This window comes from Granulosicoccus sp. 3-233 (genome assembly GCF_052681095.1).
The window spans coordinates 14,555-35,052 of record NZ_JBQYLE010000022.1 but is presented as its reverse complement, the minus strand read 5'-3'; the positions used below and the strand labels follow the sequence as shown (position 1 = coordinate 35,052).

Genomic DNA, 20,498 nt, shown 5'->3' with positions numbered 1-20,498 from the left:
TCGAGGAGTTGCTGTCACGCTTTCATAAAAAACAGTGTCTGACAGCCGAGACTGAGATTATCGGCGAGTCAGAGTGGGAGGGCTTGCGGCTGGTTGTCGCTCATGACCCAATCGCTGCCAACGAGCGCACAGCGAAAAGAGACTTGAAGATCAAGCAGCTTGAAGACGTGGCCGAACAATGGGTCGGCAAGCTTGATGAACAGGACGGAGGGAAGCGCTACCGGGGTCGAAAACTCTCGGACGGTGGTGCTCGTGCGCGCTTCTATCACGAAGTGGTCGAGGCAAAGCTTGCGCGCATCATCAAGGTTGACCTGAAGAGTGAGTTGTTCACCTATAGCATCGATCGGAAAGCGCGACGTCGTGCGGAGATGATGGATGGTAAATTGCTGCTGGTCAGCAACACAAAAGACCTGACGCCGGCAGAGATCGTGAGTCGATATAAATCGTTGGCGGATATTGAACGGGGCTTCCGCGTCTTGAAATCCGAGCTGGAAATCGGTCCGGTTTATCACCGCCTGCCGGAGCGTATTCGTGCTCACGCCTCCATCTGTTTCATCGCGCTGATTATCTACCGCGTGATGCGCCAGCGTCTCAAGCAATCCGACTGCTCATTATCCCCGGAACGTGCCCTGCAATCACTGCGTCGAATACAGCGCCACAAGATCGTGCTCAACGATAAAGCCCACTCCGGCATCTCTACCTTGTCCAAGGAACAAGGCTCGCTCCTGGACTCACTGAGCGTCGCCAAACCGACCGAATCGCGCCAGTTATCACTGCTGTAGTGGCAATTTGAAAAGCCACCTTCAATGTAATCAATAGTTTACGTCGTTTACTGTCGAACTCGGGGGTGCCGCGATCAATTTCTTCCAGGCCATAGATCAGTGAGGTCCGCACGTACACGACATCGTCATGACCTGCCAGTGCTGCCGCTTCAGCCGCCGCCTTTGACTCACCGTAGGCATTGACCGGGTCTGGGTGCGCGTCGTCGGCATAGGCTCGTGACGAGCCTGCGTAGACCATATCGCTGGACACGACGACGAGCCTTGCTCCTATCGCTTTGGCGGCTTCTGCCACGCGCGCACTCATTGTCTCGTTGGTGCCGAGATTGTCGTCGTCAACCCCGGGGTTGATGGCCGCGGCATGAATGACGGCGTCCGGGCGGTACTGCTCGAACAGTCCTCGCAGATCGTCCGTCAGGTCAGCCTGCAGCCATTCAACACCGTCTTCCGCGTGAGGTGCCTGTCGGGATACTGCCAGTACATCCGCGCGTTGCCTGGCGAGCGGCACCAGGCGATGGCCCAGATAGCCGCTCGCACCGGTAATCAATAGACGACTGCGTGAGGAGGGTGATGGCAATGGCATGCTACTTATCCGGTAAGGGCTTCGAGAGCGATCTTACATCGGCTTGGCGCTTCCTTGCCTCGACGATCAGCTATTGCGTCGCCTCCAGCACATCGGTTACGTAAAAATGATCTGGCCGTGAAGCCACGCAAGGGCTATCGCAACGCCACGGAGCGCAACGAGTCTCATCCGGTGGCACCCCTTCCCTGATAGACCTGTTCAACCGGAATGTAAACAGGCTGGTCTGTTGCAATGAGAACGACGCGATACACGGCATCCTCTGCAGCATGAATCGTCAAGGCGATTGTTGTGTTCGAGGAGATTCCGTATAGCAGAAAAGCCACATTCGCGGGACCTTTACAAAGCTCGTCTGTTACGCTTGTATCCACGCTCTCATATGCGCATGCAGGCACTAGCCGTAGATGGCCAACAAGAAACAGATTCGACATCGTCGGCTACTGAGTCTCCTGGAGACAGGCCCGAACATGCGGGTGAATGAATTGGCCGATGAGCTGGAAGTGACGGCTGAAACCATACGGCGTGATCTTGATGAACTCAGTGGAAAGGGTGTCGTCGATCGTACTTACGGTGGCGCCATGCTGAAGGCTTCTCACGAGCCTGTGGTTAACATTCGCCACAACCTGATGACCAGGGAGCGTGAAGGGATTGCGCGTGCGGCGGTCAAGCAGCTGTACGGTGCCAAGATCATCATGATTGGATCAGGTGCCACGACAACTCATGTGGCGCGCCGCATCGCCATCGAGATGAATGGCATTACGGTCATCACGCATTCCTTCGGCGTTGCCACTGTACTGTCTCTGAATCCAACCATCTGCGTCATGATGGCCCCCGGTATTTACCACGGGACGGAAGGCGCCATGCATGGATCCCAGACGCTTCGTTATCTGGATGACTTTCATGTTGACTGGGCAATCACCGGTGCCAGCGGGCTTACGGCACGCGGAGCATCTGATGCACTGATTGATGCCGGGGATGTCTATTCGTGCATGATCAAACACGCATCGCGGACCATGGTTGTTGCAGATCGCACGAAGTTCAACAAGGTGTTCACTGCGCGCTTCGCCAAATGGTCTGATATCGATAAGCTGGTCACCGATGAGCGTCCTGGTCCGAAACTGAGCTCCGCCGTCAAGAAGGCCGATACGGAAATTGTGGTCTCGAGTAGCGAATCGGCGTCGTCTTGAGTGATGTGGCGTCTAACGCTGCGCACAATGGGCTCAATGCAACATCCAAAGATGCCAGGCCAGCACACTCGGGCTGGCAAGCCTTCTTCATGATTCGCTCAGAACAGTGCTCAGTGCATTGATGAAAAAATCCGCCTCTGCCTGACTAGTGCACAAAGGTGGCCTGATTTTCAGGACGTTGCCGAATTTTCCTGCAGCGCCTATCAATACTTTCTGATAACGCAAGCCTGCGATGATGGCTGATGCCCGTTGCGGGTCAGGTTCTTCTATGGATCTGTTCTTGCTGACTTCCACGCCAATGAATAGACCTAGACTCCGGACTTCGGATATACAGTTGCATGACTCTGATAGTGCCTCCAGCTTTTGCGCCAGATATCGACCACTATCCCTGGCATTCTGCTGAAGTCCTTCGTGCTCGATGACATCAAGCACAGCGTGGCCGGCTGCGGCCGCTACCGGGTTGCCACCAAAGGTATTGAAGTAGCCGACATCCTCGCTAAACCGGTCGAAGTAGTCAGGACGAGCCGCCAACCCGGCAATGGGGTAGCCATTGCCCATGGGTTTGCCCATGGTGATCAGGTCTGGCGCTGCCTGATGATGTTCGAAACCCCAGAAGCCAGTACCGGTACGTGCAAAGCCTGGCTGTACTTCGTCAGCGATATACAAACCGCCATGGCGGTGTACACACTCAACGGCCTGAGTCAGTAGTCCGGTAGGGTGTGCGAAAACGCCATCGCTGGAAAACACAGAATCGCAGATAAAGGCCGCCAATCCATAGCCGCGCTTTTCCAGCAGGCAGGCGGCCTGCTCGATTGCCTGTGCAAATCCCTCTGCCAGATTGCCATCCGGGTAATTGCTTCTCCCGGGAGCTGGCACCGTCACGACATGCTCAGGGAGTGCTTGTGTCTTCAAGGCTGATGGAGAAATTTCCGTCACCGCCTGTGTATTGCCGTGATAGGCATTCTCAGTCACGATGAAGCCTCGTTTGCCTGTGACCTTGCAGGCTATTCTCATCGCAAGGTCATTGGCTTCGCTGCCGCTACAGGTCAGGGCCAGGTTTGACAAGTCGTTTGGTAGCCGAGCCTTGAGTGCCTCAAGGTAGTCATCGACTACCCGGTTGAGATAACGAGTATTGATTGTCAGTCTGGCAGTCTGGCGGCTGATGGCCTCTACAACGGTGGGGTGGCAATGCCCGACAGACAGCACATTGTTATAGAAGTCCAGAAACCGGCTGCCGTCCTGTGCGGTCATCCAGGCACCGGACGCGCTCACCATTTCTATGGGTTCCTGGTAGAACAGCACGGAAGTGGATCCCAGGTTGGAGAGTCTGCGTTTCACCTGCTCAGCTACCGAGCCGCCCTGCAGGTGCCTGTCAAAGGCGTTCATGTCGAGGATCTGGCGTTTTTCAATGCTCATGAAACTCGATCCGGTTGAGAGCTTGGCTGGAGATCGAGCGGTGCTCCGCTGTGCAATATGCATCGAGCCATGCGTAGTGTGCCCTCCAGAAATCCATCACCCAGTTCCTGTGCGGTAGGGGTCTCTGAATGAGTGGCAAGCCAGGCCGTCAACATGAGGCGTCGCAGCATGATGAATATCGGTATCAGCGCTTCATCTTCCTCGCTCAGCGGAGTGACTTGCCGGTAACCGGATAGCCAGGCCTGCAGTAGATCGGGTACCTGAGGGTCTTCTTCCATGAAACTGATTGCCGCGGCAAAATCATAGACATACCAGCCCAGGCCGCAATCGTCGAAGTCAATGACGGCTAGCTGCTCACCGTCCATGAGTAGATTGGCGAGCCTTAGATCCGCATGCACCAGGCCGAACTTCATGTCTGACGCACCATAGGTTTGCAGTTGGCTCTCGATTAGTGCGACGGTGTTCGTCAATACGTCTCTATCTGAAGCGCCTAGTCCCGGTGCGTTCTGCCAGTGTCCCCAGTGAGGATTCTCACCAATCGTTGTCTCGAAATTCCACGTCTTGCGTGTGAAATTATCAGGCGCTTTCCACCGACGAGCGTGGCCATGCAGACGTGCAGTGATGGCACCTAACTGATGGAATCTGGTAACGAGAGATTGATCGGCTGATGGTTCTGCCCCTGGCATGAACTCAAAGGCCACCATATGCCGTGTTTCATCGCCATCTTGCAGGGTGACAATGAAGTCGTCATCCAGTGTCGGGATTGGTCGAGGAGTGGTGACAACGTTCTCTGCACGCAAGGCCTCTATCCAGAGAAGTTCTGATTCGATTTCATCCAGTGTGTGGTAGTCGGGGCGATGTACTCGCACCACACAGAGGCGTTGATCGTTGTCATCAGTGACCTGAAATGTTGCATTCTCCGAGACAGTCAAGAGTGTCACAGTAGAGGTATTGGGGAGTTCCCATTGCGGCACTGATTCGGTGACGAGTTTGCCGAGATGCTCGATATAGCTTTGTTCGTACAGCTCGCTCATTTCATGTCTCTGGCTATGTGTTCGGAAGTATATGTTGGAAGATAAAGAAAAAACCTGTGAACCGCAACATTTTACTTGATTTACTGCTGAATAACTGGAAGACTCGTTTTCAAGTCAGGTTGTATTACGTTCCGACCGCTATCCATCTGTCACTCGGTGCATGCGGCCACAGCCATCAAATGTTCACCAAGCTTCGGAGTAGTCCAATGAGTATGACTCGTCGATCGTTCAACAAAGCACTGGGAGCCATGGCGGGCGCTGCGGCGCTGGGCCGAATGGGATCAGCCGCTGCCTCAAGAAATGACCAGCTCAATATTCTGTGCTGGGAAGGCTACAACACCGATGATGTACTCGAGCCATTCCGTAGCATGCATGCAGGTGCCGTCGTTCGAGCAGAGAGTGGTACGTCAGACCCGGACATGATCAACAAACTGCGGGCGGGTGAAGTGAAGGTGTGGGATCTCATCAATCTCAACCAACCCTGGGCACGCAACCAACTGATGCCCGAAGGTCTGATCAAGCCTCTGGACAAGGAGCGGTTCTTGCCATACTTCGAGAAAATGTCTAACCTGTTTTCGGCACCTTATCCACTGGCTTTCAACGACAGTCAGGAACTGATAGGAATGCCACAACGTTTCGGGCCCTTCAGTTTCGTTGTCAATACAGACAAGATCAGTCGGGAGATGGCCGAAGACCAAGGGTGGAAGCTGTTTCTCGATCCCGCCATGAAGGATCGCTACGGTGTGCTCACCTATGACAACTGGAATATCATTCATATGGCATTGACAGGGGATCAGAACCCGTTCAAGCCTATGGATGAGGCGGGCCTCGAGACCTTCGCAGGCACAGCGAAACAGATATTCGATAACTCAAAGCTGATGACTGATGATCTCGTTGCCATGAACACCGCATTGATCAATGGTGAGATAGATGCCTATTTTACCGGCGGCACCTACACGGCAAGTCCGGCGCGCCTGGACGGTTTGACCAATATACGCGCAATTACCCCAAATTCTGGTCCTATCGATGGTAAGGGTGGTGTGGTGTGGATCGAACTGACATCGCTGGTGAATAATCCTGACCCTTCCACGCTGGCCGAAGACTTTCTTGAATTCGTGCAAAAGCCGGAAATCTGCAAGGCGGTGGGTTTTGCCGAAGGTACCTACAACCCTGTTGCACAGATGGGAGACCCCGATGTGTTCAGTCTGTGGGATGCTGATGAGCTGGATTCCATTCAGTGGGATTCCCTGGATGAAGAATTGTCACGCTCTGTCGAATATGACGTGGTGGCCTCCTACGATGAATTGATCAAGATCTATTCAGCCGTCAAGCGTGGATAGAGCGGGCAGTCACTGACATCATGGATACGCCTGCTTTTCTCGACATCGCTAACCTTACCAAGTCCTATGGCGATTTCACGGCATTGCTTCCCATAAACCTGAGTGTGAGTGAAGGGGAGTTTCTGACCATTGTCGGACCATCCGGCAGTGGCAAAACGACCCTGATAAAACTGCTGGTTGGCATGGAAGAGCAGACGGGCGGTACTATCAGTTTACGGGGGGAGCGACTTGATGTTCTGCCTGCGAACAAGCGCCCCACGTGCATGGTGTTTCAACCCCTGGCCTTGTTCCCGCATCGTAGTGTGGGCGAAAACATCGAGTTCCCCTTGAAGATCAAGGGGATTGATCCGAGTGTGCGGCGAGTACGTGCGGATGAGCTATTGACGCTCTTTCGCCTGCCGCAGGACTTCTACCACAAGCGTATTTCCGAGTGCTCTGGTGGCGAACGACAGAGAATCGCGCTGGCGCGAGCACTGGCATTCGATCCAGAAATACTGTTCTTTGACGAGCCGTTATCGGCGCTGGACTATCGCTTGCGCAAGACGCTTGAGAAAGAGCTCAAGGCCTTGCATGTACGAACGGGCAAGACATTCATTTATATCACCCATAGCTTGGAAGAGGCGATGGTTATGTCAGATCGTATTGCCATCTTGCGCAATGGCCGGTTCGAGCAGATCGGCCCCGCCAAGGAAATCTATGCCGAGCCACGTAGTCGGTTTGTTGCCGAATTCATGGGGGACGTGAACCTGTTCGATATCGTTCCCGATGAGGTGAGCGGCGAGCCTTTGGCAGAAGACATTGATCGGACAGCAGTATCCTCAGCGTCATGGGAGTCGGTGCCAGGCGAGCAACGGGTTCTGATGGTACGTCCGGAAATGCTGGTTTTTCTTCAGCCCGGCGAGAAAGCTGATTTCGAGATAGATGGCGTGATCAGTGCCGAATACATGTTGGGGTCACGTACGCAGTATGAAATCAAGACTGCATCGGGCAGGGTGGTCTCCGTTGAACGCTCTAGCGCCAGTCCCATGTTTCAGGATGATGGCCGCGTAAGGCTAGGATTCTCGTTGGAAAATTGCCATGTGATCAAAGAGCCGGTCTCATGAGTAGTCGCGAGCAGAGGCTTGGCTGGTTCAATGCCTTGCCAATGATGACCATGCTCTGTCTGAGCTTCATGGCACCGCTACTGGTTATCGCACTTTTTTCGATCATGCCGGAAAAGGTATTCAAGCTTTCTCATGTGCCGGATTTCTCCGCCTACCTGGAGATTATCCGGCAAGGCTACTGGCGTTCGTTTTTCTGGGCGATGGGCATGGCGGTGGTGTCTACGGTTGTTCTGTTCCTCCTTTGCTGGCCGCTGGCCTTTGCCATGGTGCATGTATTCAAGCGTTTCACGCTGATCATCACGATCGCTGTTGTCATCACCCTGTTCGTCTCCGAGAACATACGCTTGTTCGGCTGGGCCTTGACCCTGATGAAGGGCGGCATGGTCGAGGGTATGTGGCGTTCCTGGACGGGAACCGGTTTTGACGGTCTGCTGTACAACGTTCCTGTTATCATTTTTGGTCTGGTATACGTCTATTTGCCTTTCATGCTTTTTCCTTTGGTGCAGGGGATCGCCATGGTCCCTGAAGATGCACGTCATGCGGCAGCAGATCTTGGGGCCAGTCGTTGGCAGGTGTTCACCGAGATTGACTTGCCACTAGCAGGGCCGGGCATCCTTGTAGGGGGCTTGCTGAGTTTCGTATTGGCCACGGGTGCTGTCGCTGAGTCGAAACTACTCGGCGGGCAAGCAGTGATCGTGATTTCAGACGATGTGGAAACCGCCTTCACATATGGACAGAATTGGCCACTGGGCTCGGCGCTAGCCATGGTTCTGATACTGATTATCGGTTCACTCGCCATTCTAGCGTTATCCAAAATGGACCTTGATCGTATTCTGGGAAGGGCAGCAAGCTGATGCATAGAGGTCGTTTTGGCAATTTCGGGTATTACGTCTATGGCATTCTCATTGTCGTATTTCTGTACCTGCCATTGGTGGCGGTCGGATTTGCATCCATCTCGAAGGCTCGGTATCTGAGCTTTCCCATCAAGCGTTACGCCACCAAATGGTATGGGGAGGCGCTGGAGAGTTCGACGGTTATCGATCTGGTGCAGACTTCATTGCTGATAGCACTCATTGTCACGGTGTTATCCGTGTTTCTCGGCTTCTTTGGTGCCTTGGCCTTTGCACGCTATCAGTGGCGCTATCGAAATCTTTTCCAGAAGCTGATCCTGCTGCCCATATTCTTTCCGCAGTCCGTACTGGGGCTTGCGCTACTGATGTGGTTCAACGCTATTGGTGTCTTGCCAACATGGCAGACGGCTGTCATCGCGCATCTGGTCTGGATTGCACCCATCGCTACTTTGGTTATTGCGATCAGAGCTTACAGTTTTGATTCGGCACTCGAAGATGCAGCTCGTGACCTGGGTTGCAGTTATTGGCAAACCCTGCGCGAAGTCACTTTGCCGTTGTTGATGCCGGGTATGGTGTCGGCCGGGCTGTTTTCATTCTTGTTGAGCTGGGGCAATTTCCCGTTATCACTCTTTACAACGGGTGCAGATTCAACATTGCCCGAATGGCTGTACGCGAAAATGGTGTCGGGCTATTCACCGCTTGTACCGACTCTGGGAATTTTGTCAGTGGCTGGCTCTGCGCTGGTAATTGCTGTTGCACTGCTTGCTTCATCGGTATTTTCCTTGCTGCGGCGGCGCCGGCTCGATTCGGGATTGACTGAGTAAGAGTCGCGAGACCACTTGTACACTTCAGACTGCCTTCAATTGATAAGGCGGTAACATCAAACTGATACACAGGAACATGTCATGCTTACATCCGTGAAAGACAGAGTGGTACTGGTTACCGGTGGTTCCAAGGGAATCGGGAAAGGCATCGCGAGCATCTTTGCAGCGCAGGGCGCGAAAGTCATGATCGCGGCACGAGGTGAACAGGCCGCTATTGATGCCTGTGAAGAGATAAAGGCGTCTGGTGGTGAAGCGAGTTATTGTCTCGGGGATGTGTCTGACTGGGCTGATGTGCACAAGATGGTTTCCGACACGGTGTCAACGTATGGCCAGATCGACATTCTTTGTGCCAACGCTGGCATTTTTCCGCAAAGCAAGATAGTGGATATGGACCCGGAGGACTGGGACAACGTTATTGATACTAATCTGAAGAGCTCGTTTTTATGCGTCAAGGCGTGCATTCCGCATTTTGAGAAGGCCGGAAAGGGTCGCGTCATACTCACATCATCCATCACGGGTCCGGTCACAGGCTTCCCCGGCTGGACGCACTACGGTGCATCGAAGGCAGGGCAGTTGGGATTCCTGAAAACGGCCGCCATGGAGCTATCTCGTTACGGGACTACCATCAACGCGGTGATGCCGGGCAATATTGCAACGGAAGGTCTGGACGGTCTGGGCGAAGACTATCTGGCAACCATGGCTGCATCGATACCGCTTAAGCGACTCGGTGATGTAGCAGATATCGGTAATGCCGCTCTGTTCTTCGCATCTGATGAGGCAGGCTATATAACAGGCCAGACTTTGGTGGTAGACGGCGGACAGGTCTTGCCGGAGTCTCTGGAAGCGCTGGCGGAGATCTGACCGTCGGCTCGCCGATGTCGTGAGAGATGTCCTCATGAGGAAGCGAAATCGTCATCGATATCTGTAAAGCGTCAAAATACTCCGTAAAAGGTCATTTCGACACTTCAACGGCCAAACTGAACCGTCTAAAGCACTTTCTGGCGATATCCGGACGCTTTACGACGCTTGCTGCGTGCTTTCAGTATCATCTCAGAGCTCTCACCAGCACCCCCTCACACCCCCGAACAACCGCCACACTCTCCATACGCCAGTCCCTCGGCTCCTCGCGCACTTCACCCGTGACCTCAACCTCCGTTCGCAGCCGGATATCATTGCTGGACGCCCCCACCATGAGCTCGAAGGTGCCGGGCTCGACGATGCGTCGGCCGGCGATAACGGTAAAGCCGAGCATGTCCACGGGAAGGATGAACCTCCCCCAGTTTGCTAGACTACATGCATCAAAAACCCATCAGAACATGTAGACCCAGACTGCCAACACCGTCAGTCTGAGAAGATGGGAAGGGGAGGAGCAAACTGCACAACTTTCGGCAGGAGCAGGAGAGCGCAGTTCCACACGCTTGTCTGAGTCGTTTCACCTCGCACGGTCACGGTTGCTGCATGAACAACATTGGACACACTGGGAATTGCACCGTTTCAGGGCGGAGTTGTTCGGTGGGTTGTCCAGCTGGCCACATGCCATGCAGTGTGGCAAGCTGAGCCCTCATGAGAGAGCGCTGATGGATACGAAGCTGAGTGAGTGCCTGTTGATGCCATGAACTCATCCCCTACCACTCTGAAGGACCTCCACTATCAGCCAGTCTCACGGGTGTCCTGTGATACGCCGTTGAGTGAGGCGGTCCGGCAGATGGATGAGGAGGGTACTGGCAAGGCTGTCATCGTTGACCGGCAGGCCCTTGTGGGTATGCTGACGCCAAGAGATCGGCTCAGAGCCGTTCATCAGCAGACACCTGCAGATACGCCTGTTCGGGAGTTGATGAGCCAGGCGTACCTTGTGCTGAATCAGAACCTCGCCATCAACGATGCCTGCCATCAGGTGCTGCTGAATTCGGGTGGCGACTTATTGGTCGTCGATGAACGAAACCAGCCATTGGGTCTGCTGGACGAGAGGGAGTTGCTGCAGTGTGTGGCGCATCAATCAGGCGATACACGTCGTTCTGGGCAAGCCCAGTGTCCCTCACCTCAAGTTGACGAGACGCCCATACAAGGTGCAGACATCGAATCCTCGACGGATTCAGTCACCTCGGCGTTCGGCAATCGACGGCGCACTGCCGGGTTGGCGCGTGACGTTTTCGATCGTCCGAAGCTGGACACTCAATTTCGCACGCGCAAGCGCCAGGCAGACCTGCTGAGTCGTTTTGCATCTACGCTGATCAATCTGCCTGTGAGCAGTAGTGAAGCGGCGGTGAATCAGGCATTGAAGCAGATGGGCGAATTGGCTCAGGTGGATCGTTCCTACATCTTCAATTACGACTTCGAGGCTGACGACTGTACCAATACCCACGAATGGTGTGCACCGGGAATCAAGCCGCAAAAGGATAATCTACAGCAGATTCCGCTGGTTCATTTCAGCGATTGGGTTGAGACACACAGGCGCGGAGAGTGCCTGGTGGTTAATGATGCTGATGCACTGCCGGCAAGTGCCATCAAGGATCTTCTGACTTCACAGGGCATCAAGAGCCTGGTGAGTTTGCCAATTGTGGGGCGTGATGGCTGCCTCGGTTTTCTTGGTTTCGATTCCGTGCGAGCACGGCGAGAATATGGATCAGAAGAGTTGGACATACTCGCGCTGTTTGCCAAGACGCTGGCCAATTATCAGGAACGAGTGTATGCCGAACGCAAACTGGCCAACAGTGAGGCCAATTTTCACGCGTTCTTCGAACAGACACAGGACCTGCTTCTCGTTCTGTCCCACAGTGGGCTTATCGTACAGTTCAATACCCATGTAATTCGCCGACTGGGATTTACCGCCAGGGAGTTGTGCGGCAATTCCGTGTTGAAGTTGCATGCGCCAGCGTTTCGGGAAGAGGTGGCTTCCACGATCAAGTGCATGGCAGAGGGCAGAATCGACCAGCACGCCATCCCGATGCAAACGCGGTCAGGGCAGCGGGTTCCGGTGGAAACCCAGGTGGTCAAAGGACAGTGGAACGGCTCACCGGCACTGTTCATGGTTTGCCGTGACATGTCGGACATCGCGGCATCGGAAGAGAAGTTCTCCAAGGCCTTTCATCTCAGTCCCATGCCCATGCTTCTCGCAGATCTGACGCATGGTAATTTTCTGGAAGTCAATGAAGCCTTCGTGCGCGTCTCCGGCTACGACGTACAGGAAACCATCGGCAATGACATGGTTTCCATTGGCCTGTTCGAGGACCCTCGCCAGTGGGAAGAGATCAAACAACGGTTGCAGAGTTCGGGGCGGGTGGACAATATTGAGACTCCTCTGCGCACTCGACAGGGAAGCATCGTATCCAGCTTGTTCAACGCCGCGGTGCTGGAACTGCAAGGGCGCCGCGTGATGATCTCTCAGGTGCTGGACATCTCGGATCGCAAGGCGGCCGAAGAGGCTCTGGATAATGAGCGGATACAACTGCGTACCCTGATAAATTCTCAGCCGAACCTGGTCTGGCTCAAGGATCCGGATGGCGTCTATCTGATGTGCAATGCCAAGTTCGAGTCCCTGTTCGGTTTACCCGAATCCGAGATTCTGGGCAAGACTGACCCGGACTTTGTCGATAACGATCTGGCCAGGCTGTTCCGTAAACATGATCGCCAGGCCATCGCGGCAGGCAGAACCTGCGTCAACGAAGAGCAGCTGACCTTTGCCTCGACAGGTTATAAAGGGCTTTTCGAGACCACCAAGAAGCCCATCTTCAACGCCCAGAACAAGTTGATAGGTGTCCTGGGAGTTGCCCGGGATATCACGGTTGCGCGTCAGGCGGAGCAGAAACGCCAGCGCACCGAGCGCGAGTTGCATCAGGCGCAGAAAATGGAAGCGCTTGGCCAGCTCAGTGGCGGCGTGGCGCACGAATTCAACAATATGCTCGCCATCATCCTCGGTTACAAGGACTTGCTACAGAACCGCCTGGGGCCGGAGGCAGACCCTTCGCTGCTCGCCTGGTTGGATCACATCGAAGTGGCTGGCACCCGGTCAAAGGAGCTGGTGCTGCAGCTGCTCAGTTTCAGCCGTCCGACCGAGACACAATCCCGACGTATGGACCTGGCAGCGGGTGTGAGAAACGCTCTCATGCTCAGCCAGAGCAGTCTGCCCAGTAGCATCGAAATCGATTATCGTCCGGAGCCCTTCCTGCCCGATGTAAAGCTCGACCCAGGGGAACTGCAACAGATACTGACCAATCTGCTGGTCAATGCACGCGACGCCATGGAAGGGCAAGGACGCATCGAGATTACCTTGCAAGTCACTCATCTCCTGGATCAGGAATGTCAGGTCTGTCACTCCCTGGTGGACGGCAACTGGGTGGAGCTCAGCATTGCGGATACCGGCTCCGGGATCGAGCAGGAACTGCTTTCCCGCATCTTCGAGCCATTCTATACCTCCAAGTCAGTGGGCAAGGGGACAGGTCTCGGTCTGTCGATGGTCAGAAGTGCCGTGGAGCGCAATGGTGGTCACATTCTGATGAAATCCCGTCAGGGAGAAGGTACTCGATTCCGGCTACTGTTCCCGCCGATGGAGTTCGAGACACGAGAAGCCAAACCGTATCAGGAGCAGGAGGATACCCCATCCATAAAAGGGGGAAGAGCTCTTGTGGTGGATGATGAACCCGCATTGTGCGATTTTCTGAAGCAGGCGCTGGAGTACCAGGGCCTGACCGTCGTGGCTCTGACGGATAGTCGAGAGGCTTGCCTTCTGCTGCACGATGCCGATCAGCATTTCGACCTCTTGATTACCGATCAGACAATGCCTGGCATGCTGGGGACGGAGTTGGCACTACAGGCAAAGACACGCCTGCACCATCTGAAAGTGATTCTCTGTTCGGGGCATAGTGAACAGGTCAATGCCGAGAATGCAGCAGAATTCGGGATCGATGGCTTTCTGGAGAAGCCGGTCAGCATCAAGGACATTGTGATCGCCATAGACCGTGTGAGGAAGTAAGAGTCAGAATCTTCTTTCCAATGGCGTGACTGGCGTGACTGGATGTGTAGGGCGAGGTGCGGTTCTTGCCACAGGAATTACTTTGTCGGTCAGCTCGCTGGCAGATACCACGGCGCCAGGCAAGCTTCGATACACCGTTCATGCTCACAGCGCCGCAGAAATCCTGTAGGCATGCTGACCACCATGGTGGGGTCGGCATGCCCATCAGGCATTAAGGGGGCGGGTTACTTTGGCATACGTACGGTGAGCGCCGGGTTGTGTGCAAAGAAATTGAACGGCTGTATGTGTACGGTTTTCCAGTCAGTGGACATGACGGGCCAGTCCTCCATGCGAGGAATGTGGTGGAAGCCTGCGGTAAACCAGGTCACCACGTCCTGATCCTTCAGCGAGCGGTCGGCTTTGACCCATTCAGCAAGCGTGTCGCTGCCATCGCTCTGCATCGGAAAGGTGCCTCCCGCGTAGCGCTGGTCCGGGTCATAGACGGTATTCCATACGCTGTACTCGATATAGGCGTTGCGTTTCATCGGTGGGTCGTTCTCGAAATCATAAGGGCCATAGGCGACTGATCCGTGATGAATCATCCACGAGGGGGTGTGTCCCAGTGGTCCCTTGCGCTCCATGTTCATCACATGAAAATGCTTGGGTTGCATGGCACTGAGTTTGTAGCGCGCTTCGAGTTCCGATTCCGGCATCGTATGCTTCACTTGCCACAGCGAGCGTCGGGGGCTGTCGTCGGGCACCTCGCCCGGGACGATCTCCATGACACCGAAGCGATTATTGGGCTGATCGACATCGAAATCCAGCCGGAAATTGAAATAGTGGTCATGGTTGGACGCCACCAAGTTGGGGGCGATCAAGGTGCCGTAGCGCGTATCGGCTTCGGCCGTCGGATCGCCCATGGAGGTGGACTCGACACCCATGACGGCGTCCAGTCCCGTTGCACCGACCATGATGCGCATCTGGCCATCCTGGGCGAAGCGGTAATCGATCAGGTAGTCGTAGTTGCCGACTTCCGAGGCCGTGCGCACGATGAGTTCGGTCGCCGGTCTGCCCTCTGCGGGGACGAATGTGTCTTCACTCTGCGCAAAGACCTCGAAATGACGCCAGGCCGGATCGCCGATATCGCGCTCGAAGATGCAGATGGCATCCGGTATCTCGAGTGGGTTACCACTGTCATCATTCATCATGGCGGGCAGGAAAGTGGCGTGTGCAGGGCAGTCGATACCTGCTCGAAGGGGTGTCAGGAACAGCCCGAATCCGTATTCACCGGAATCCATGTAGGTGCGCCAGTACCAGCCGTCCGACGGGTTCATGTAAGGCACGAAGACTTCCGACAGATGTGCCTGGTACAGCACCGAACGCCACTCTTCACCGTCCAGCACGGCGATGTTCGACAATACAGCTCCGGGTCGCTTGTCGATTCGATAGTGGAAACGCCAGATGTCCCACTCCACCCGGCTACCGTTCACCGTGAAGTTCGGTCCATCGGGTTGTGAAAGCGTGGCCGGATTCGTCGCTTCTCGAAGCGGCACACGCTCGGCCACTTCCTCTTCGTTATAGCCCCAGGGGTCGTCAGGCACCGGTATCAGTGTGTCATCTTCGACCACACGTATGACTTCGTTCTTGCCGATATCCACCACGGCAAACAGTCCCTCGATGGGCTTGGCATAGAAGTTCGATCCGGTCGGGTTCTCATAGCAAGGCACCTTCATGAGGCGAGTGCCTTCGTATTCCTCGGTGAAGAAGTTGCCTGCGGTGAGTGGCAGACAGAAGACGTCATCCGGTGTCAGATTGCGCCGCTCAAGCCCCGACACCATGTCAGGATGGCTCAGAGCACTGTTCATGGCGGTGAGAAATTCCGAGAACAGGACCATGGGTTGCCCGCCTGCGGCTCCGGACGTCTCCACAGACGCCTCCGTCAGATTGATCAGGGCCGTGTCGAACCCATCGCCGCTTTTGTAGTAGGCACGCGCCCGTCTATCCAGCGGGTTGTCCTCGGACCATGCCAGCACATCGGCCTTGATGGGCTCCACCAGTTCGATCAGTGGATACAGCGTGTTTTCGTCAGTCAATCCCGCCTGACGCAGGATTTCGGTGGTCTGCAGATACTCCTCGCCACTGAGTCCGTCCAGCGGATAGGTATCGGCATGGCTGGCTGCTGCCGGTACCAGCAAGAGTAATCCGTACAGCGCATCTTTCAATGTCACGTGCTTCTCCTGATTGGGGTTGCGCCCGTGTGAAGGCGAGGTATGAGTAAAACGGTGTCTGCTCGGGGCTGAAACAACGCTGTATCTGCCTGGTGGAGATTGAATGCATCATCCGCCCAGCGGTAGAGATACAACGCCGTGAATGGAGAATAGCCTTGTTCCGTTCGATGGTCGAGGCCCTGAACAAGCGTATTGATGCATCATTTACAGTTTGATGCACAGGCGTTGTCAGCCCAGGCTATCAATGTGGAAATGAGCGACTTCATGGTGCAGTTGCAGGGTCAATGCTCCGAAAATGGGCGTGCGGCGGTTGTCGGACTGAGCTTGTTGCGAGGTTGTGCAAGCTGTCATCCTCGGGGTTGATATCATCATGTGCTTGAGGGGCTGCTGTTGGCGGGTCCTCGTATCCATCAGACCTGATCAGCTTGCTGCTGAACCTCCCAGCGATGTAGCAACCTTCCGAGAACTCTCGTCATGCCGAGCCCATTGCCACTGCAGGATCTGCCCCCGCTGAGCTCCCTGAGAGGCTTCGAAGCTGCGGCTCGCTTGCTCAGCCTGCGTGCAGCGGCGGAAGAGCTACACCTGACACATCCGGCCATCGTCAGTCAGATCCAGCGGCTTGAAGAGAATCTTCAGGTCCGGTTGTTTGCCCGTGACGGGCGGCATGTCGTGCTGACACCGGCAGGCGAGCGCTTCTATCCGGTAGTACGCGAGGCCTTGGCAGGTCTGGTGCAGGGGGCGCAGGTGCTGCGTCAGCTGCAACACGCGCAGCCGCTGACCGTGCAGGTGTACGTCACCACTTCCATTCGCTGGTTGGCACCGAGGCTGGCGGATTTCAAGAGTGCGCACCCGGAGGTCGAGCTCAAGTTGATGACGTGCAGTTCCGACTGGGAATTCGATGAGGCCAATGCGGATGTCGGTATCGTGTTTCGCGATGGCCCCCTGGCCGAGCATCTGCACTGGCAGCCGCTGTTCGAGTCGCGTCTGTTTCCGGTGTGCAGTCCACAGCTACTGGCAGATGGCAGGCCGTCGTTGTCGGCAGAGGCGCATGACACACTGTCGGCTGAGCGTTTGACCACGCTGCCGTTGATCGGGGTATACACCGAAGCCTGGAGCTGGGACAGCTACTTCGAGTCCCTGTCGTTGGGGCCTTGTCCCGGCAGCAACCGCATCATCGTCGATACCCTGGTGGTGGCTCTGGAAATGGCGGCGCGCGGAGAAGGCGTTGCTCTGGTCAATGGTCCCTTTGCCGATGACGATCTGGCATCCGGTCGTCTGATCAATCCGACCGGTCAGGTGTTGAGTGGTCAAGGACAGTGGGGGGCGGTCTGTCATCGAGAGCTTGCCGAGGATACACGAGTGGCGACCTTGCTGAACTGGCTGCATTGTCAGAGCCAGGCGAGTACCTCACAGGTCTCGCCCGGCTGAGCTGCGCCCTGTGCGCGATCATCGGGATAACAGACAAGGACGGTATCGACCTACGGGTCAGGGTGATCATCGGGTTGCTGCCATCCATGATGAGCATGCCTGGCGGCATTGGCCGTGCGCGGCAGGACGTATCGGTTGGCAAGGCAGGGGTCTTGACGGTCTTCCGTCATGTGCCTGACAGCATGCGACTGGAGGACAGGTGTCGAGGGTGTGCACTGAACGCCCGGGTTCTCGAATAGGTTTCTGTCTGAATGAGAGCGGCTTCAATCGAGTCGATGACCGGCAGACGGTGCAGTATCGAAAGTTCTCTGGCTCGACCGCATAATCCGGCCGAGCCCAGGATGATGGCTTTCGCACCATCTTCATTTCGCGCAGCCCTGATCGAGCTGTTGATTCGTTCTGAAATGTGTGATGAGCCGTTGGCGCTGGCTGCAACACCGACACCTATAGCCCTGACCGTGCATTGGCGATGCAACCCGAATCGTTCCAGCAGCTTCTTGATACCGGGCACCATGGTTTCCACGGTGGTGATGATGGTGAAGCGCCTGGCCTGAAAGCGTGCGGCGATGAGTGCTGCCTCCACGCATGCAACGACAGGCACTTCGAGAAAGGAGCGTCCGGCATCGATCGCGATATCATCGAAGCAGGCCATCATGTAGGCATCGTAGCCGGGGTTGTTCTGCAACAACCGGATTGCCCGGGGCTCGGCGTCTCTACGATCCTCCGGACCTTCAATGGACAGAGGGCTGTTCAGAGGGTTCATCACCGTGACCACGGTGTCCGCTTCCAGCACACGTCTGGCTGCAGACTGAATCAGCACATTGACCTGGGTGTTGCCGTTCGGATTGATAACCAGGATTCCATGATTTTTCTGGTCTGGCATGTCGGTTGCGGACTCTCCGCTTTGCAATTGCATGAGTTCAGCGTCCAGAGGCCATTTCAGGTAGCCACAGTGCAATTTGCGGAAAGACGATCAGCAGGCCTGCAAACACGATCATGATCATGACGAAAGGCAAGGCGCCGCGTACCACGTCATTGAAATCGCCGCCCCCCTTGCGCACACCCTGCACGACAAACAGGTTCATGCCGACAGGTGGTGTGATCAGACCTATTTCGCACATGACGACGACGAAGATGCCGAACCAGACCGGGTCGACGCCAACGGACATCATCATGGGCACAGCGATAGGCACGGTGAGTACCAGCATGGACATCGCATCCATGAACATGCCCAGAAGGACATAGAACACGACGAACAACAGCAACAGGGAGAATGTGTTCAGACCCAGTTCCGTCACCCAGCGAGTGACCGCTTGCGTGCCTCCGGTCATGGACAAGGTAACGTTCAGCAACAGGGCGCAGACGATGACCAGAATGACCATGCCACTGGTCTTGGCTGATTGGATGAAGCAATTTTCCAGCACTCGCCAGTTGAGACGACCATTGCGCCAGACGAAAAAGAAAGCGGCAATCACCCCCAAGGCGGCACTTTCTGTGGGTGTTGCGATACCGCCATAGATCGAGCCCATGACGATGCCGAAGATGATCGCTGGTGGAATCAGATGTCGCAGCAGTCTGCGCTTCTCGTTCGCAGGCACCTGCATGGCCGGACCAGAACGGCCAGCATTCGGGTAAGCGATAGCGACATAGGCTGAAAAAAGCAGCACCAGTGTCAAACCGGGGAGGATACCTGCTATGAACAGTTGACCTACCGAGACATTGGCCAATGAGCCGTAGACGAGGAGATTGACGGAAGGTGGGATCAGGATGCCCAGCGTGCCGCCAGCGGCCAGGGTTCCCAATGCAGGCCGGACTGGATAATTGCGTTCGTTCAACGCCGGCAAGGCTATCGTACCCACCGTGGCGGCAGTCGCCACGGAAGATCCGGAGGTCGCCGAGAACAGCGCGCAGGTGCCGATATTGGTGTGCAGAAGCCCGCCGGGCAAACGCCCTAGCCACACGGCCAGTGCATCGAACATCCTGTCTGCTATACCGCCGCGCAGTAGTAGTTCGCCCAGCAGCATGAACAGTGGGATGGCTGTCATGACCGGGTTGTTGAGCGTTCCCCAGACCACACCTCCCATGGTTTCCACCAGGGGCATTCCATAGGCCAAGTAGCCTCCAACGCCACCAACGGCAAGGATGGCCACCGCAACCGGCATGGAGAGAAACATCAGGGCAAGCATGATGACGAATCCGCCGAATATGACTGTCATGCTCATGCTCGATCCTCCAGGTCAGACAGTTCTGCGGCCAGTTCCTCTTCGATGCTATCCGGGCTGAATTCCCGATTGAGCTTCTCGCTGTTGCGATTGAACAACAGAAGCAGCGCCTTTATACCCAGCAGTACAGCTGCCAGGGAAAACACGGCCATAGCCAGTAGCCATAAAGCCTGGGGGTAGACAAGCGGTGTTGCCCAGGGTGTCTGTGCTACCGAGGAAAACAGCTGTGTTTCCCTGAATGTTCTGATCGTGAATGTCAGCAGGAACAAGGACAACAAGGCGAGGGTCACAGCTGCAATGGCATTGGTGAGTGCCTGCAAGCGAACTGGCATCTTTCGATGTAGCAGGTTGATGCGGATGTGGGCCTGTTCGATCACCGCGACGGTAAAACATAACGGTGCTCCTATGGCTATCGCATAGCCGGAGAGTTCGTCTATGCCCGCCAGGGAATGGCTGAACACTTTTCGCAAAATGGTTTCAATGGCGATGACGATGCAGAGCACCGTCATCATCAGGCCGAAGAGGATGGCCGCCAATCTTGAAAAGGTATGCATGACA

At 55.4% G+C, this 20,498-nt stretch carries 17 protein-coding genes; 9 read left to right on the top strand and 8 right to left on the bottom strand.

Annotated features, from left to right (window positions below):
• A partial coding sequence (locus tag ACUNV4_RS29230; RefSeq protein WP_430882210.1) for an IS1634 family transposase occupies window positions 1-782 on the top strand: 782 nt, incomplete at its 5' end.
• On the opposite strand, the gene ACUNV4_RS29225 is transcribed toward ACUNV4_RS29230, so the two are convergent.
• Window positions 697-1,362 carry a sugar nucleotide-binding protein gene (locus ACUNV4_RS29225; RefSeq protein WP_430882209.1) on the bottom strand — a complete coding sequence of 222 codons (666 nt, stop codon included), beginning with the start codon at window positions 1,360-1,362 and terminating at the stop codon, window positions 697-699. The genes ACUNV4_RS29230 and ACUNV4_RS29225 overlap by 86 nt on opposite strands.
• A 401-nt stretch (window positions 1,363-1,763) precedes the next feature.
• On the opposite strand from ACUNV4_RS29225, the gene ACUNV4_RS29220 reads away from it, so the two are divergent.
• Window positions 1,764-2,546, top strand: coding sequence for a DeoR/GlpR family DNA-binding transcription regulator (locus ACUNV4_RS29220; RefSeq protein WP_430882208.1), 783 nt, complete (start codon window positions 1,764-1,766; stop codon window positions 2,544-2,546).
• Window positions 2,547-2,633: 87 nt separating this feature from the next.
• Here ACUNV4_RS29220 and ACUNV4_RS29215 read toward each other — a convergent pair whose 3' ends face one another.
• Window positions 2,634-3,962 (bottom strand): aspartate aminotransferase family protein, encoded by a 1,329-nt coding sequence (locus tag ACUNV4_RS29215; protein WP_430882207.1) that lies wholly within the window; start codon window positions 3,960-3,962, stop codon window positions 2,634-2,636.
• On the bottom strand, window positions 3,959-4,996 hold the full coding sequence (locus ACUNV4_RS29210; RefSeq protein ID WP_430882206.1) for a phosphotransferase enzyme family protein: 1,038 nt from the start codon (window positions 4,994-4,996) through the stop codon (window positions 3,959-3,961). Before ACUNV4_RS29210 ends, ACUNV4_RS29215 begins: the two co-directional genes overlap by 4 nt.
• A 56-nt stretch (window positions 4,997-5,052) precedes the next feature.
• Between ACUNV4_RS29210 and ACUNV4_RS29205 the strand changes: the two genes are divergently transcribed.
• The 5 genes from ACUNV4_RS29205 to fabG all read left to right on the top strand — a co-directional run bounded on the left by ACUNV4_RS29205 (window position 5,053) and on the right by fabG (window position 9,975).
• Entirely contained in the window at window positions 5,053-6,336 is a 1,284-nt protein-coding gene (locus ACUNV4_RS29205; protein WP_430882205.1) for an ABC transporter substrate-binding protein, read from the top strand.
• A gap of 20 nt (window positions 6,337-6,356) precedes the next feature.
• Complete coding sequence (locus ACUNV4_RS29200; RefSeq protein ID WP_430882204.1) at window positions 6,357-7,439, top strand: ABC transporter ATP-binding protein; 1,083 nt, start codon at window positions 6,357-6,359, stop codon at window positions 7,437-7,439.
• Window positions 7,436-8,293: an ABC transporter permease gene (locus ACUNV4_RS29195; protein WP_430882203.1), complete on the top strand. Its 858-nt coding sequence runs from the start codon at window positions 7,436-7,438 to the stop codon at window positions 8,291-8,293. Before ACUNV4_RS29200 ends, ACUNV4_RS29195 begins: the two co-directional genes overlap by 4 nt.
• Window positions 8,293-9,114: an ABC transporter permease gene (locus tag ACUNV4_RS29190; RefSeq protein WP_430882202.1), complete on the top strand. Its 822-nt coding sequence runs from the start codon at window positions 8,293-8,295 to the stop codon at window positions 9,112-9,114. Before ACUNV4_RS29195 ends, ACUNV4_RS29190 begins: the two co-directional genes overlap by 1 nt.
• An 81-nt stretch (window positions 9,115-9,195) precedes the next feature.
• The gene (gene fabG, locus ACUNV4_RS29185) at window positions 9,196-9,975 is read left to right on the top strand and encodes a 3-oxoacyl-ACP reductase FabG (protein ID WP_430882201.1); all 780 of its coding nucleotides are present in this window, start codon (window positions 9,196-9,198) and stop codon (window positions 9,973-9,975) included.
• A 184-nt stretch (window positions 9,976-10,159) separates the two neighbouring features.
• Here the strand turns inward: fabG and ACUNV4_RS29180 are convergent, their stop codons facing one another.
• On the bottom strand, window positions 10,160-10,372 hold the full coding sequence (locus ACUNV4_RS29180) for a hypothetical protein (RefSeq protein ID WP_430882200.1): 213 nt from the start codon (window positions 10,370-10,372) through the stop codon (window positions 10,160-10,162).
• A gap of 354 nt (window positions 10,373-10,726) precedes the next feature.
• Here ACUNV4_RS29180 and ACUNV4_RS29175 point away from each other — a divergent pair, with 354 nt between their 5' ends.
• Window positions 10,727-14,083 (top strand): PAS domain S-box protein, encoded by a 3,357-nt coding sequence (locus tag ACUNV4_RS29175; protein ID WP_430882199.1) that lies wholly within the window; start codon window positions 10,727-10,729, stop codon window positions 14,081-14,083.
• Window positions 14,084-14,307: 224 nt separating this feature from the next.
• Here the strand turns inward: ACUNV4_RS29175 and ACUNV4_RS29170 are convergent, their stop codons facing one another.
• Window positions 14,308-16,290, bottom strand: a complete 1,983-nt coding sequence (locus ACUNV4_RS29170; RefSeq protein ID WP_430882198.1) for a copper amine oxidase — start codon at window positions 16,288-16,290, stop codon at window positions 14,308-14,310.
• A 474-nt stretch (window positions 16,291-16,764) separates the two neighbouring features.
• Here ACUNV4_RS29170 and ACUNV4_RS29165 point away from each other — a divergent pair, with 474 nt between their 5' ends.
• Window positions 16,765-17,718, top strand: coding sequence for a LysR substrate-binding domain-containing protein (locus ACUNV4_RS29165; RefSeq protein ID WP_430882197.1), 954 nt, complete (start codon window positions 16,765-16,767; stop codon window positions 17,716-17,718).
• A gap of 166 nt (window positions 17,719-17,884) precedes the next feature.
• Here the strand turns inward: ACUNV4_RS29165 and ACUNV4_RS29160 are convergent, their stop codons facing one another.
• The 3 genes from ACUNV4_RS29160 to ACUNV4_RS29150 are packed head-to-tail and all read right to left on the bottom strand — an operon-like array spanning window position 17,885 to window position 20,494.
• The gene (locus ACUNV4_RS29160) at window positions 17,885-18,634 is read right to left on the bottom strand and encodes an aspartate/glutamate racemase family protein (RefSeq protein WP_430882196.1); all 750 of its coding nucleotides are present in this window, start codon (window positions 18,632-18,634) and stop codon (window positions 17,885-17,887) included.
• A gap of 4 nt (window positions 18,635-18,638) precedes the next feature.
• The gene (locus ACUNV4_RS29155; protein WP_430882195.1) at window positions 18,639-19,940 is read right to left on the bottom strand and encodes a TRAP transporter large permease; all 1,302 of its coding nucleotides are present in this window, start codon (window positions 19,938-19,940) and stop codon (window positions 18,639-18,641) included.
• Entirely contained in the window at window positions 19,937-20,494 is a 558-nt protein-coding gene (locus ACUNV4_RS29150) for a TRAP transporter small permease subunit (protein ID WP_430882194.1), read from the bottom strand. Before ACUNV4_RS29150 ends, ACUNV4_RS29155 begins: the two co-directional genes overlap by 4 nt.
• Window positions 20,495-20,498: the final 4 nt, after the last annotated feature.

Excerpts from the sequence above, each read along its gene's own strand:
- ACUNV4_RS29160 (WP_430882196.1), bottom strand. The coding sequence starts at position 18,634 with ATGCAATTGCAAAGCGGAGAGTCCGCAACCGACATGCCAGACCAGAAA.
- ACUNV4_RS29165 (WP_430882197.1), top strand. The coding sequence starts at position 16,765 with ATGCCGAGCCCATTGCCACTGCAGGATCTGCCCCCGCTGAGCTCCCTG.
- ACUNV4_RS29195 (WP_430882203.1), top strand. The coding sequence starts at position 7,436 with ATGAGTAGTCGCGAGCAGAGGCTTGGCTGGTTCAATGCCTTGCCAATG.
- ACUNV4_RS29210 (WP_430882206.1), bottom strand. The coding sequence starts at position 4,996 with ATGAGCGAGCTGTACGAACAAAGCTATATCGAGCATCTCGGCAAACTC.
- fabG (WP_430882201.1), top strand. The coding sequence starts at position 9,196 with ATGCTTACATCCGTGAAAGACAGAGTGGTACTGGTTACCGGTGGTTCC.
- ACUNV4_RS29175 (WP_430882199.1), top strand. The coding sequence starts at position 10,727 with ATGAACTCATCCCCTACCACTCTGAAGGACCTCCACTATCAGCCAGTC.
- ACUNV4_RS29220 (WP_430882208.1), top strand. The coding sequence starts at position 1,764 with ATGGCCAACAAGAAACAGATTCGACATCGTCGGCTACTGAGTCTCCTG.
- ACUNV4_RS29200 (WP_430882204.1), top strand. The coding sequence starts at position 6,357 with ATGGATACGCCTGCTTTTCTCGACATCGCTAACCTTACCAAGTCCTAT.
- ACUNV4_RS29225 (WP_430882209.1), bottom strand. The coding sequence starts at position 1,362 with ATGCCATTGCCATCACCCTCCTCACGCAGTCGTCTATTGATTACCGGT.
- ACUNV4_RS29190 (WP_430882202.1), top strand. The coding sequence starts at position 8,293 with ATGCATAGAGGTCGTTTTGGCAATTTCGGGTATTACGTCTATGGCATT.
- ACUNV4_RS29150 (WP_430882194.1), bottom strand. The coding sequence starts at position 20,494 with ATGCATACCTTTTCAAGATTGGCGGCCATCCTCTTCGGCCTGATGATG.
- ACUNV4_RS29215 (WP_430882207.1), bottom strand. The coding sequence starts at position 3,962 with ATGAGCATTGAAAAACGCCAGATCCTCGACATGAACGCCTTTGACAGG.
- ACUNV4_RS29155 (WP_430882195.1), bottom strand. The coding sequence starts at position 19,940 with ATGAGCATGACAGTCATATTCGGCGGATTCGTCATCATGCTTGCCCTG.